The 12800-nt window shown below is 73.3% G+C and carries 11 protein-coding genes; 8 read left to right on the plus strand and 3 right to left on the minus strand.

Translation table 11 applies throughout. From position 1 onward, the window contains the following. The first annotated feature begins 55 nt into the window (after positions 1–55). From ACYVOO_RS15375 to ACYVOO_RS15410, 8 genes are all read left to right on the plus strand, one after another. Positions 56–595: an HNH endonuclease gene (locus ACYVOO_RS15375; RefSeq protein WP_453345542.1), complete on the plus strand. Its 540-nt coding sequence runs from the start codon at positions 56–58 to the stop codon at positions 593–595. A 263-nt stretch (positions 596–858) separates the two neighbouring features. Next, on the plus strand, positions 859–1137 hold the full coding sequence (locus ACYVOO_RS15380; protein WP_461016220.1) for a hypothetical protein: 279 nt from the start codon (positions 859–861) through the stop codon (positions 1135–1137). Beyond that, entirely contained in the window at positions 1137–3287 is a 2151-nt protein-coding gene (gene malQ / locus ACYVOO_RS15385) for a 4-alpha-glucanotransferase (RefSeq protein ID WP_461016221.1), read from the plus strand. Before ACYVOO_RS15380 ends, malQ begins: the two co-directional genes overlap by 1 nt. Positions 3288–3381: 94 nt before the next feature. Beyond that, on the plus strand, positions 3382–3615 hold the full coding sequence (locus ACYVOO_RS15390) for a hypothetical protein (protein ID WP_453345539.1): 234 nt from the start codon (positions 3382–3384) through the stop codon (positions 3613–3615). Between the two features lie 220 nt (positions 3616–3835). Continuing rightward, positions 3836–4843, plus strand: coding sequence for a DMT family transporter (locus ACYVOO_RS15395; protein ID WP_461016222.1), 1008 nt, complete (start codon positions 3836–3838; stop codon positions 4841–4843). Further along, positions 4794–5720 (plus strand): LysR family transcriptional regulator, encoded by a 927-nt coding sequence (locus ACYVOO_RS15400; protein WP_461016223.1) that lies wholly within the window; start codon positions 4794–4796, stop codon positions 5718–5720. The genes ACYVOO_RS15395 and ACYVOO_RS15400 overlap by 50 nt, the downstream gene beginning before the upstream one ends. A gap of 149 nt (positions 5721–5869) precedes the next feature. Next, on the plus strand, positions 5870–7015 hold the full coding sequence (alc, locus tag ACYVOO_RS15405) for an allantoicase (protein ID WP_461016224.1): 1146 nt from the start codon (positions 5870–5872) through the stop codon (positions 7013–7015). A gap of 199 nt (positions 7016–7214) precedes the next feature. Continuing rightward, positions 7215–8279, plus strand: coding sequence for a hypothetical protein (locus ACYVOO_RS15410; RefSeq protein WP_461016225.1), 1065 nt, complete (start codon positions 7215–7217; stop codon positions 8277–8279). Between the two features lie 17 nt (positions 8280–8296). On the opposite strand, the gene ACYVOO_RS15415 is transcribed toward ACYVOO_RS15410, so the two are convergent. From ACYVOO_RS15415 to ACYVOO_RS15425, 3 genes are all read right to left on the minus strand, one after another. Continuing rightward, positions 8297–8941, minus strand: coding sequence for a LysE family translocator (locus ACYVOO_RS15415; RefSeq protein ID WP_461016226.1), 645 nt, complete (start codon positions 8939–8941; stop codon positions 8297–8299). A 117-nt stretch (positions 8942–9058) separates the two neighbouring features. Beyond that, complete coding sequence (locus ACYVOO_RS15420; RefSeq protein ID WP_461016227.1) at positions 9059–10186, minus strand: serine hydrolase domain-containing protein; 1128 nt, start codon at positions 10184–10186, stop codon at positions 9059–9061. A 222-nt stretch (positions 10187–10408) separates the two neighbouring features. Further along, positions 10409–12133, minus strand: a complete 1725-nt coding sequence (locus ACYVOO_RS15425) for a TIGR03767 family metallophosphoesterase (protein WP_461016228.1) — start codon at positions 12131–12133, stop codon at positions 10409–10411. Between the last annotated feature and the right edge of the window lie 667 nt (positions 12134–12800).

Consider the following 12800-nt stretch of genomic DNA (forward strand, 5'->3'; position numbering starts at 1 on the left):
TGAGGGGAGATCGTCACGGCGCGAGCCACGCGCCGCCGACGTACAAGGAGGCACCGTGCCGCATGTCCTGGTCCTCAACGCGTCGTACGAGCCGCTCGGCGTCGTACCGCTACGCCGCGCGCTCATTCTCGTCCTCAACGACAAGGCGATCAGCCTGGAGGAATCGGGCGCCCTTATGCACAGCGCGACCCGCGTCATACCCGCACCGAGTGTCGTCCGCCTCAAGCGGTTCGTGAGGGTGCCCTTTCGGGGCACCGTGCCACTCACGCGCCGTGCGCTCTTCGCGCGCGACGGCGGCCGGTGCGCGTACTGCGGTGGCGTCGCAACCAGCGTCGACCACGTCATTCCGCGCAGTCGCGGAGGACAGCACACCTGGGAGAACGTGGTGGCCGCGTGCCGCCGCTGCAACCACGTCAAAGCGGACCGGCACGTCGGGGAGATCGGCTGGCGGCTGCGCCATCAGCCCGCGCCGCCGTCAGGCCTCGCCTGGCGGATCATCGGCACGGGGCATAGGGACCCGCGCTGGCTGCCTTATCTCCAGCCATACGGCGCGGACGACGCTCTCGCCCGGATCGACGGCAGATCCTCTGCCTGAGACCGGGCTTTGTTGTGTCCGGGTTGTGTCCGGGCGGTACGCCGCCCGGACACGGCGTGAACGGGTGTCAGCGCTGCGTAAATCTTCGCGGCCCGAGCGGCGCCGTCCCCCGGTTTCTCCGTCCCGGGAGCGGCCCGGCCGTGAAATCGCCTGCCCGGAACAAACGTGAGCTGGACCACGTTCACCCCGTAGATACGTCTGCGCGCGCGCCGACTGGGTAAGGCCAGACAAGACCACCCGTTGTCAACGAACGGAGGCCCGTCGTGGCCGCGTCCGCTGAACTACTGATGTCCGCGCTCACCCCGCTGCCGCGCCAGACACTCTCCAAACGAGTGCACGAGCCGGTAGACCTGCCCGGTGTGTCCGACCCCGATTCCGGGCTGGACGGCTCGTGCTCCTGCGGATGCTTCGAAGCCCCGCTCACCAGTGAGCCCCCTCTGGCCGACGCCACGCCGCTGACCAGCGAACCGCCCCTGGCCGAACCCCCGCTGACCAGCGAGGCGACCGGCGTCGGGTTCAGCACGGAGTTCGCGGACGTCTGATGGGCCGCCTCGCGCGGCTCGCCGCGGCGCACGGTGTCTGCACCTCCTACGAGCCCGCACCGGGCTCGACGGTCGAGGTGCCCGACGAGACGGTCGTCTCCGTGCTCGCCGCGCTCGGCGTGGACGCCTCCACGCCCCAAGCCTTACGCGAGGCCCTGGAGCGGCACGCCCAGGATTCCCTGCGCCTGCTGCCGCCCACCGTCGTGCTGCGCGCCGGGTCCGCGGTCACCACGCTCCCCGCACTCCCCGAGGGCACCGTCCTGCGGGTCATCACCGAGAGCGGGGACACCCTTGACTGGGGTCCCGGCGCCACCCTCCCGCTCGGCGCGCACACGCTGCACGCGCAGGCCCCCGACGGCCGCGCGGCCCACGCCACGCTGCTCGTCGCGCCCGACCACTTCCCGGCGCCCCGTGGCCGCGGCGCCGCGGGGCGCGGCTTCGGCCTGCTCGTCCAGCTGTACTCGCTGCTCTCCTCCCGCTCCTGGGGCATGGGAGACCTGGCGGACCTCTCGGATCTGGCCGACTGGGCGGGCCGCGTCCTGGGCGCCGATTTCATCCAGCTCAACCCCCTGCACACTGCCGTGCCCAGCGCCTCTGGCGGTCCGACGGACCCCTCCCCTTACCGCCCGTCCTCGCGCCGCTTCCCCGATCCCGTGCACCTGCGCGTCGAGGACGTGCCCGAGTACGCCTATCTGGAGGGCATCGACCGCGAGCGCGCCGAGTCGCTGCTCGGCCGGGCCGCTGCGCTGCGGGGCGCCGTGCTCGGCAAGGGCGCGCTCATCGACCGCGACGCCGTCTGGAACCTGAAGCGCGAGGCGCTGGAACTGGTCCGCAAGGTCCCCCTCGCCCCTGGCCGCCGCGCCGCCTACTGCGATTACCTCGCCGAGCGCGGCGATTCCCTGGAGGACCACGCCACCTGGAGCACCTTCGCCGAGCTGCACGGCCCGGACTGGCGCTCCTGGCCCACAGGGCTCGACGACCCGCACTCGGCCCGCACGGCCCGTACGCGGCGTGAGCACATGGAGCGCGTCGATTTCCACAGCTGGCTCGCCTGGCTCACCGACACGCAGCTCTCGCGGGCCCAGCAGAGCGCGCGGGCCGCCGGGATGCCCGTCGGGCTCGTGCACGACGTCGCCGTCGGGGTGCACCCGAGCGGCGCCGACGTATGGGCCCAGCAGGATGTCTTCGCACCCGGCATCTCCACCGGGGCCCCGCCCGACGCGTTCAACCCGCACGGCCAGGACTGGGGCCTGCCGCCCTGGCGGCCCGACGCGCTGGCCGTCTCCGGCTACGCGCCGTACCGCGAGGTGCTGACCAGCCAGTTGCGGCACACCGGAGCCCTGCGCATCGACCACGTCATGGGCCACTCCCGCCTCTGGTGGATCCCGGAGGGCCGCCCGCCGACGGAGGGCGCCTATGTGCGCTACGACACCGAGGCCATGCTCGGCGTGCTGGCCCTGGAGGCGCACCGGGCCGGGGCCGCCGTCATCGGCGAGGACCTGGGCACGGTCGAGCCCGGCATGCGCGAGGATCTGGCGGCGCGGGGGGTGCTGGGGACCTCGGTGCTGTGGTTCGAGCGCGACTACGCGGCGGGCGCGGGCGCGGGCGCGGACGCGGACGCAGGGCCGGGCGCTGCGGGGGACGGGGGCGAGGGCGGGGGCGAGGCGCCGCCGCTGCGCCCCGAACGGTGGCGCGCCGACTGCCTCGCCACCGCCACCACCCACGACCTCCCCAGCACGGCGGCCCGACTCAGCGGCGAGCACGTCGCGCTGCGCCACAGGCTGGGCCTGCTGGCCCGGCCCCTCGCGCACGAACAGGCCGCGGCGGCGACGGAGACCGACGAATGGCTCGCCTTCTTCGGGCGGCTCGGACTGCTGTCCTGCGGCACGGCGAGCGGCGAGGAGGACGCCGTCAAGGCGGTGTACCGCTTCCTCGCCCGCACCCCCTCGCGGATGATCGGCGTCTGGCTGCCGGACGCGCTGGGGGACCGCCGCCCGCAGAACCTCCCCGGCACCTGGGACCAGTACCCCAACTGGCGGCTGCCGGTGGCCGACGCCTCCGGCCGCCCCGTCAGCCTGGAGGAACTGGCGGCGACGCCGCGCGTGCACGAGCTGTTCGCCGACCTGCGCACCGCGCTCGCCGAGGACTGACCCGCCCCGGCCCGGTCCGGCGCCCGTCCGGGGCACGCGCCTGTAACACCGACCCGGGCGCGCGGGGCCCGTACCCGTCCGCTATGTTGAATCCGTGAGCAACAAGGTCAACAAGAACGCCCTGCGCGCCGGCACTGTCACCGCCGGTGCCACGCTGATGCTGCTGCTGTCGTCCCCCGCCTTCGCGCTCACCCGCGACGACGGCGACGACCCGGGTCCTGGTCTGAGTGTCATCGAGACGCTCGGCCTCTACGTCGCCGCGCCGATCGTGCTCTTCCTGGTGATCGCCGGTCTGGTGATGGTGGGGGACAAGTCCCGCAAGCAGTAACCGACACCCGCCGCACACCGTGCGTCACAAGGGCGTCCCGCCAAGCGGGGCGCCCTTTTCGTGCGCCCGCACAGGCGGGGACGGGCTGGACCGTTCAGTTTCGCTGAAAGTTCGCCGCGAAAAGATTCGATGGACCTGAGCGGTCCGCGCGGCGAGGCTGGTTCCTGTGAGCGGCCCCGGAACGGCCGGGGCCCGGAGCGGGAAAGAGGACAGCAGAACAGTGGACGCACCGCACCGTGTCCGTAGGGTTCATCCGGCGGCCTGGGGAGGGCTCGCGCTCGCCGTCACGGCGACGCTCGTCTGGTCGGGCAACTTCGTCGTCGCCCGCGCCCTGCACACGCAGGTGCCGCCCGTGCAGACGGCGTTCTGGCGCTGGATCATCGCGCTCGTCGCCGTGGCACCCTTCGCGCTCGGGCAGGTGTGGCGGCAGCGGGCGCTGATACGGCGGCACGCGGGCCTCCTCACCCTCGCCGCACTGCTCGGGGTCACCCTCTTCAACACCCTCATCTACCTCGCTGGACAGACCGCGCCCGCCACCAACATGGCGGTGATCGCCGCCGCCTCGCCCGCGCTGATCGTCCTCTTCGAGGGGCGCCGCGTCGGCGGGCGGCGGCTCGCGGGGATGCTGCTGGCGCTGTGCGGGGTGCTCGCGCTCGTCGCCAAGGGGTCGCCCGCCGCGCTGCTCGGGCTCGACTTCACCGGCGGCGATCTGCTGATGCTCGGCGCCACCGCCGCCTTCGCCGGATACAGCGCGCTGCTGCGGCGCAGGCCCGAGGGCATCTCGGGGCTTGCGCTGCTCTTCGCCACCTTCGCGATCGGGGCGCTGCTGCTGGCGCCGGTCTACGGGGTCAGCCTCGCGCTCCAAGGCGGGTTCAGCCCCTCGGCCGCCACGGTCGGGCCGCTGCTCTACGTCGGCGTCTTCTCCTCCGCCGTCGCCTACTTCACGTGGAACAAGGCCGTCGCGATGGTCGGCGCCGCGCGGGCCGGTGTCGTCTACTACCTCCAGCCCGTCTTCGTCGCCCTGCTCTCGGCCCTGCTGCTCGGCGAGCGCGCGACGCCGACGCAGGCCCTGTGCATGATCCCCGTCGTCGCGGGCGTGGCGCTGGGCGCGACGGGAGGGGGTGCGGGAGCGGGAGGGCGTACGGGGCCGGCCGAGCGGGCCGGTGTACGTTCCCCGCATGGCCGACTGGGACGTCAAGAAGCTGCGCATCCTGCGCACACTCGGTGACGTAGGCACCGTCACCGCGACCGCCGAGGCGCTGTTCATGACGCCCTCGGCGGTCTCGCAGCAGCTCTCCGCGCTCAGCAAGCAGCTAGGGGTGCCCCTGCTGGAGGCCCAGGGCCGACGGGTGCGGCTCACCCCCGCCGCCGCGCTCGTGCTGCGGCACGCCGAGGCCGTCTTCGCCCAACTGGAGCGCGCCGACGCCGACCTCGCGGGGTATCTGCGGGGCGAGGTCGGCCGGGTACGGGTCGGCGCCTTCAGCACGGCCGTGCCCGCGCTCGTCGTCCCCGCCGTGCGCGCGCTGCGCGAGGAGCACCCCGGGCTGACGGTGTCCGTGCGCGAGGCCGAGGCGGCCGAGGCGTACGGGATGCTCGCGGAGGGCGCCGTCGATCTGGCGCTCTCGCTGGCCGCGCACGCGCCCACGGCCCGCGATCCGCGCTTCACCGGGTTCGTGCTGCACGCCGACCCTCTCGACATCGCGCTGCCCGCCGGGCATCCGCTGGCGGGGAAGTCCGGGCTGCGGCTGGCGGAACTCGCCGACGAGCCCTGGATCTTCGGGCACAGCGGACCGTGGTCGGAGATCACGACGACGGTGTGTGAGACGGCCGGGTTCGCGCCCGAGCAGGCGCACACGGCCGCCGACTGGTCCGCGATCCTCGCGATGGTGGGCGCGGGGATGGGGGTGGCGCTGCTGCCCCGGATGGCGACGGCGGAGCGCGGTACGGGATCGCTGCGCGCGGAGTCGGCGGCGCGTGTCGCCGTGCGCGTACTGGAGCACGACAGGCCGCGGCGGCACGTGGTGGCCGCCGTGCGCAGGGGCGCCGAGGAGTGGCCCGGACTGGGGCGGGTCATCGAGGCCCTGCGGAACGTTCAGCTGAACTGAACGGTGGGCCCAGAAAGTCTCGATGGACCTGATGAGTCGGCTGCTGCCAGGGTCGTTCACGAGACGGGCCGGAGGCTGTGCCGTCGCACGGCCCACCCGCACCGCACCGCACCGCGCCGCACCGCACCGCTTCCGACGGAAGGCTCCAGTTGTCCCAGCAGCAGCCCCACTCCCACGACGCTCACTCCCACGACGCCCACTCCCACGACGCGCCGCCCTACACCACGGGTGACCCGTACGCCGACTACCGCGCCGCCGCGTTCCCGTTCACCGACCTCGTCGACCTCGCGGACCGCCGCTTCGGCGGGGGCGTCGTCGCCGCGAACGACGAGTTCTTCGCCGAGCGCGAGAACCTGCTGCGGCCCGGCCCCGCGCACTTCGACCCCGAGGCGTTCGGCCACAAGGGCAAGGTCATGGACGGCTGGGAGACCCGCCGCAGGCGCGGCGTCTCGGCCGGGGCGCCGCATCCGGCGGCCGGGGACCACGACTGGGCGCTGATCCGCCTCGGAGCGCCCGGCGTCGTCCACGGACTCCTCGTCGACACCGCGCACTTCCGGGGCAACTACCCGCAGCGCGTCAGCGTCGAGGCGGCGGCCGTCGAGGGCACCCCGAGCCCCGGTGAACTGCTCTCGGACAAGGTGACCTGGCACGAGCTGGTCCCGCCCACCCGCGTGTACGGGCACGCCGCCAACGGCTTCCCCGTGGACGACGGCCGCCGCTTCACCCACCTGCGGCTCAAGCAGCACCCCGACGGCGGCATCGCCCGCCTGCGCGTCCACGGCGAGGTGCTGCCCGACCCGTCCTGGCTGGCGCTGCTCGGCACCTACGACCTGGCCTCCGTCCTCAACGGCGCGCACGTCGAGGACGCCTCCGACCGCTTCTTCTCGCAGCCCGTCAACATCACCCTCCCCGGCATCTCCCACAAGATGGACGACGGATGGGAGGGGCGGCGGCGCCGCGACACCGGCAACGACTGGGTGCGGCTGCGCCTCGCCGGTGAGGCGGAGCCGCGCGCCGTCGAGATCGACACCGCCAACTACAAGGGCAACGCGGCGGGCTGGGCAGCGCTGCACGGCTCCGTCGACGGCGGCAGGACCTGGTCGGAGCTGCTGCCGCGCACCCGCCTGGAGCCCGACACGACGCACCGCCTCGCGCTGCCCGAGGGCTCGACGGCGACCCACGTACGCCTCGACGTCCTCCCCGACGGCGGCATCGCCCGCCTCCGGCTGCACGGCGCGCTGACCGAGCGCGGCCGGGCGGGGCTGCGCGAGCGGTACGCGCGTGCCACGCGCTGACGGGGCCGGGCGGGGCTGACGGGCCGGGGCGGACCGGGCCGGGCCAGAGCGGCGCTGCGCCGGGGCTCCGGTCCTGTGCCGGAATGGGGCGAGATCATCGGTAGTCGAACGTCCGTACTTTAGGACGGCGTTGTCCGGCTTTGTCGACGGTCTCGTAACAGAGGGTGGACCCGGTACCAGAGGTGGGAATCGGCCCGGCATGACGCACAACGCACCCCTCTCCCCCCGCCCCCTCAGCGAACTGACGGACGCCGTGCGGCAGCGCGTCCTCACCGCCCGCGCGCTGCGCGAGCACGGGGTCACCACCGCGGTGGCCAACGAGCGCTGCCGCCCCGGCGGCCCCTGGCAGATGCCGCTGCCCGGCGTCTACGTCCTGCACGCCGGACCACCCACCAGCGACGAACGGCTGCGCGCCGTACTCCTCTACGCGGGACGCCAGTTGATCCCCCCGCAACCACGGCCCGAGGACGGTCACGACGGCGGAGACGGGGGCGCGGAGGAGTCGCTGCCGCGCGGGTGCGTCGTGATGATCACCGGGCTCGCCGCGCTCGCCCTGCACGGCTTCTCCTCGGCGCCCCCGCTGCGCTCCCTCGACCAGCTCGACGTGCTCGTCCCGCGCACCCGGCGGCTGCGCTCCCACGGCTGCGCCCGCGTCGTGCGCGACGAGCAGCCGCCCGAGCCCGAGCAGGTCACCGGGCTGCCGGTGGCGCCCGTGCCCCGCGCGCTCGCCGACGCCGTCCTGCGGCTCACGGACGCGGTGACGGTGCGGCGGCTGCTCACGGAGGCGGTGCGCGGCGGACACTGCGAGGCGCAGGCGGTCGTGCGCGAGCTGACCCGGGCCAGACTGCTGGCGAGCCCCCACGTCGTGGACGCCGTCGACGCGCTGCTCGCCGAGGGCAGGGCGCTGGCCGAGGGCTCCCTCTACGCGATGGTGCGGTGCCACGACCTCCCCGACCCCTGCTGGAACGTGGATCTCCGCCTTCCCGGCGGCCCGCACCTGGGCGGCGTCGACGCCTTCTGGCCCGACCACGGGGTCGCCCTCGAACTCGACACCCGTGCGCCCCGCCACCAGCAGAGCGGCGCGCAGTGGTCCTCGCTCGCGCGCAAGCGGCAGGCGCTGGAGGAGATCGGCGTCGCGGTCGTCCACCTCACCCCGAAGAGGCTGCGCGAGTCGCTGGAGTCACAGGCGGCGATCGTACGTACGGCACTGGTGACCTCGGCGGAACGGGCCCCCGCCGAGTATGTGGTGGTCTCGCCCCGCTGAGGCGCCTTCGGGCGGGCTCAGGCCGGGACGGGCGTACGGGACAGGGCGGTGCGCAGCGCGAAGACGCCGAGCAGACCGCCCGCAGCGAACCGCTGAGCGGCCATCACGCGGGGCCGGGCGACCAGAAACCCGGACACCCGCGCCGCGCCGAGCATGACCAGAGCGTTCACGGAGATCCCCACGATGATCTGCACACCGCCGAGCTGGAGCAGCTGCGCCCAGGGCGGGCCCGCCTGAGGATCCATGAACTGGGGCAGAAGAGCGGCGTAGAGGAGCGCGATCTTGGGGTTGAGCAGATTGGTCAGGAGCCCCGTCGAGAACAGGCGGGCGTCGGAGACCGGAGGCAGGTCCTGGGCCGGGGCGAAGGGCGAGCGGCCACCGGGCTTGAGCATGTCCCAGGCGAGGTAGGCCAGGTAGGCGGCTCCGGCGAGCTTGACCACCATGAACGCTATCGGCACGGCGGCGAACAACACGGACAGGCCCGCGGCGGCGGCCAGCAGGTAGCACAGGAACCCCACGGCCGTTCCGCTCAGGCTGACCAGGCCCGCCCTGCGGCCTTGGGTGATCGCACGAGAGGCAAGGTGGATCATGTTCGGTCCCGGGGTCAGGGCCATGCCCAGTTCGATCAGGGCCACTCCCCCCACTGCGGCCAGACTGATCACCGGTCAACTCCTGGTCGTTCGCCGGGTACCCGGTACCCGGAGCGGTGCGGCACCCGGCTGTGACGGGCGGTTGCGACGCATGGGTGTTCGGCTGCGTCGGCTGTTCAGGATACGTCCCTAGCCGCAGAACTCCGCTTCCAGGAGCTTCCCCGGATCGCCCGACCAGTCGCCGTTGATGTTGAACGCCGCGGTGTGCACACCGTCCGGCGTGGTGGCGGCGATGGTGCGGGAGCCCTGGATGGAGCCCTCGTGCCCCCACACCTTCTGGCCGCAGGGCAGGGTGCGTTCGGTCAGGCCCAGGCCGTAGCGGTTGCCGTCCACGGCGGGGACGGTCGTCCTCATCTCGCGCGACTGGTGCGGCGGCAGCAGCTTGCCCGTCGCCAGTGCGCGGAAGAAGCGCACGAGGTCGCCGGTCGTGGAGATCATCTCGCCCGAGGCCCCCGCCATGGCCGGGTTCAGGACCGTCACATCGTGCACCTTCGCCCCCTTGCCCGGCGAGAGGAGCGCTGAGTAGGCGTGCCCGTGCCGCCCCGGTACGCGCGTCGAGGCGCCGGGCAGCGAGGTGTCCCGCAGGCCGAGGGGGCGCAGCACGCGGCGCTCGATCTCGTGGGCGTAGGAGTGGCCCGTCACCCGCTCGATCACCATCCCGGCCAGCACGTAGTTGGTGTTGGAGTAGTGCCAGGCGGCGCCGGGGGCCGAGACGGGCGGGTGCGAGGTCGCCGTGCGCACCAGCCCTTCGGGGCTGACGGGGCGGAAGCGGCTGGTCATGAAGGCGTCGGTGAAGTAGGCGCGCTGGAAGGCGGCGTCCTCGGTGTAGTCGTAGATTCCGCTGGTGTGGCCGAGCAGTTGGCGCAGCGTGATGCGGCGTCCGTCGTAGCCGTCGCCGCTCACGGTGCCGGGCAGCCAGCGCTCCACCGGGTCGTCGAGGCGCAGCCTGCCCTCGGCTTCGAGCTGGAGCAGCACCGTCGCGACGAAGGGCTTGGTGAGGCTGCCGATGCGGAAGCGGTCCTGGGGGAGCCTGGGGCGTTCGGTGCCGAGCCGGGCCACGCCCGAGGCGCCGTTCCACACCCCGCCGCCGTCCTCGGCACGCGCGAGCACCCCCGGCGCGCCGTCCTCGGCGACGGCGGCGTCCATCGCACCCTGCGTCGTGGCATGGCCCCGGTCGGCCGCCTCGGACGAGCTGATGGAGAACGCGACGACGGCAGCCGTGACCACCATGGCGACGAGGGTGGTGCGCAGGGGCATGCGACAGCACCCTAATGATCGGTGCGGCTCGCACGCCATACGGTGAGGACGACCAGGGCGCATCCGGCGTACTGGGTGAGGGTGGGGCGTTCCCCGAGGAATCCGATGCCGAAGCCGATGGCCATCACCGGCTGGAGCAGCAGCAGTGTGGAACCGGTCGCGGGGGCGCGGGCGGGCGCGGGCGGCTGAGCGGCGGGGGAGGGCTCACGGGGCTTACCGGGCTCACGGCTTGCGCAGCAGCAGCTCCGTGTTGCGGTCCTCGGGGTCGCCGGTGAGGGTCTTGCGGGCGGCGGGGGCGTTGAAGGACAGCTCGCGGTAGAGCGCGGCCAGCCCCGTCTGGGACAGGTCGTCGAACGCGGTGCGGTGCGGGGCCGCCGACTCGATGAGGGTGGTGAACAGGGAGAGGGTGCCGTCCCCGTTGTCGGCCACCTCCACCACGCGGGCCAACTGCGGATAGTCGATGTGCGAGGCCGTCGAGACCTCCCAGAACGTGCCGCGCGGAGTGATGGCGTTCTTGTGGCTGTGCCCGTTGATCCAGGCCAGTACGTGCGGGTTGCGCTGGAACAGCGAGACGAGCTCGGCGCCGCCGTCCGGGGTCGTCGCGCTGGTGTGGTGGCTGAAGACCAGCACGTACGAGCCCTCCTTACGGTGCCTCTCCAGCTCCCGCTCCAGCCAGCGGCGCTGGGCCGCGCCGACCCTGCCTCTGTAGTCGCCGTCCGAGCGGGTCGTGTCGAGGCTGATGCCCACCACGTCGTCCGAGACCCGGAACGCGTAGTACATCCGCTCCTCCTCCAGGTTCTCCTTCGTGTAGCCGTGCCCGACGGGCCCTGCGCCCTCGTAGCGCGGGCTGAGGTGGGCGCGCAGATACTCCTCGGGCGTGAAGGGCGCGCGGGCCGGGTCCGGGGTGACCGCGCGCATCTTCTTCGCCCGCGAGCGCAGCATCTCCCTGAACCGCTCGCCCTTCGGGTCGCTCCCGTCCTGCACCGTCTGCCACAGCCGCCCGGCCTCGGCCTCCGAGCCCACGTCCATCAGCTTCCTGCCGCCGACGGCGAACTCCGCGAAGAAGCCGTCGCCCGAGACGAAGCAGCCGCCGGGCAGGGAGTCGTGGTTGCCGACGGTCGAGTACCACGGAAGCGTCAGCCCCGGGCTGTTGACCTCGCGGATCGCCGCGTCGAGGAAGCCTTCGATACGCGGGAAGCCCAGAGCCTTGTCGTCGTCGCGCAGTTCCGACTCGGGCTGCCAGTACAGCTTCAGCCCGCTGTCCTGCACCCCCTCGTACGCGCGCGGGTCACCCGTGTTCGGGGTGATCCGGCCGCCGCTCATCGCGGTGAGGAACCAGTCCAGCTCGGCCTTGCTGTTGTTGTCCGTGTTGTCGCCCGTCGTCACGACGAAGGAGAGCGGCGCGCCCGTGGCCGGGGCGCCCTTGAGCCCGTTGACGCGCTCGATGAGCGAGACGACGCCCGCGACGGAGAGCGCCTCCTGCGGGCGCCAGGCGCTGGCCGTCTCCGCGCGCAGGTACTCGTAGCGCAGCGGGTGCTGCACGTCCACCAGATGCAGGTCGGTGAACTGGGTGAACGCGGTCAGCGCCGTCCGCTTCTCTCCCCTGCCGCCGCGCGCGGGGGCCAGCTCGGTGCGCACGACACGGTCCCAGGCGGGGCCCTCGCCGAGTCGCTGGTAGCCGCCGGAGGCGCCGCGCGGGGCGGCGACGGATTCGAGCGTCGTGCCCGACGTCGACGGCTCGCGGACGGGGGCGCCCGCGGCGAGGGGGTGTCCGCCGACGGCGGCGCGGGCCGTGGCGGGCTGGTTCGCCGTCGCGGACCCGCCGCCGAGCCCGAGCCCGGCGCCGAGTCCGGTGGCGGCGCCTGCGGCGGTGGCGGCGAGGAGCGTGCGGCGGTCGAGGGTGTGGGGGTGGGTGCGGGTGCGGGTGCGGATACGGGTGCGGGACATACGCTGGCTCCCCGAGTGCGAACGCGACGTGGTGCGTTGGGTGAGCGGGGTGGGCCCGCTCACCAGTGAGCCTTGGCAGCGGGGGTGACCTGCGTCTTAACTGCGCGGGAACGCCGTAAGCCCATCGGGGCGCAGGGATCATCACGGTTCGCGCCCGTTACGCACCCCTCGTCGCCCCCTCCCCGGATCGTGAACCTCCGCTCACGCGCCGTTCATGTGACGGGGTAGGGGAGGGGTCCCCTTCGCGGGGGCGGAAGGAAACGGGGGGTTGCCGCTTCACCGGGGCGTGCTCCTTCACGGGGTGCGGGGTGATGGTCACACGGGGTGCGTGTTTCTCGTGGGGGTGCGCCTGGTGTGGGTGCCCCTTTGGGGGTTCGTTCGCGTGTGGCGGGCCGGTGGCACGGGTTGTGCCCACCCGTCCCGCCTTGCGGGACGCTTGCCCACAACAGTTTTGGCGCCGTTGCCTGGTGGGGGCGTCGCTGGGTGCGCCTTGGGGTTTCGTTGCCGGGTGCGGGTGGGTGGCTTCGGCGCGGCGTGTGGTTGCGGTGCGTCGCGGCTTGCGCCGCGTGATTCTGGGTTGCGGCCGTGGTTGTGTGGGGTTGGTGTGTGGTGGGGGTCGGTGCCGCGGTGGGGTGTCTCCTCGGGCGGCGACAAGTGCGGGTCGGCT

It is taken from the genome of Streptomyces daliensis, assembly GCF_054782395.1.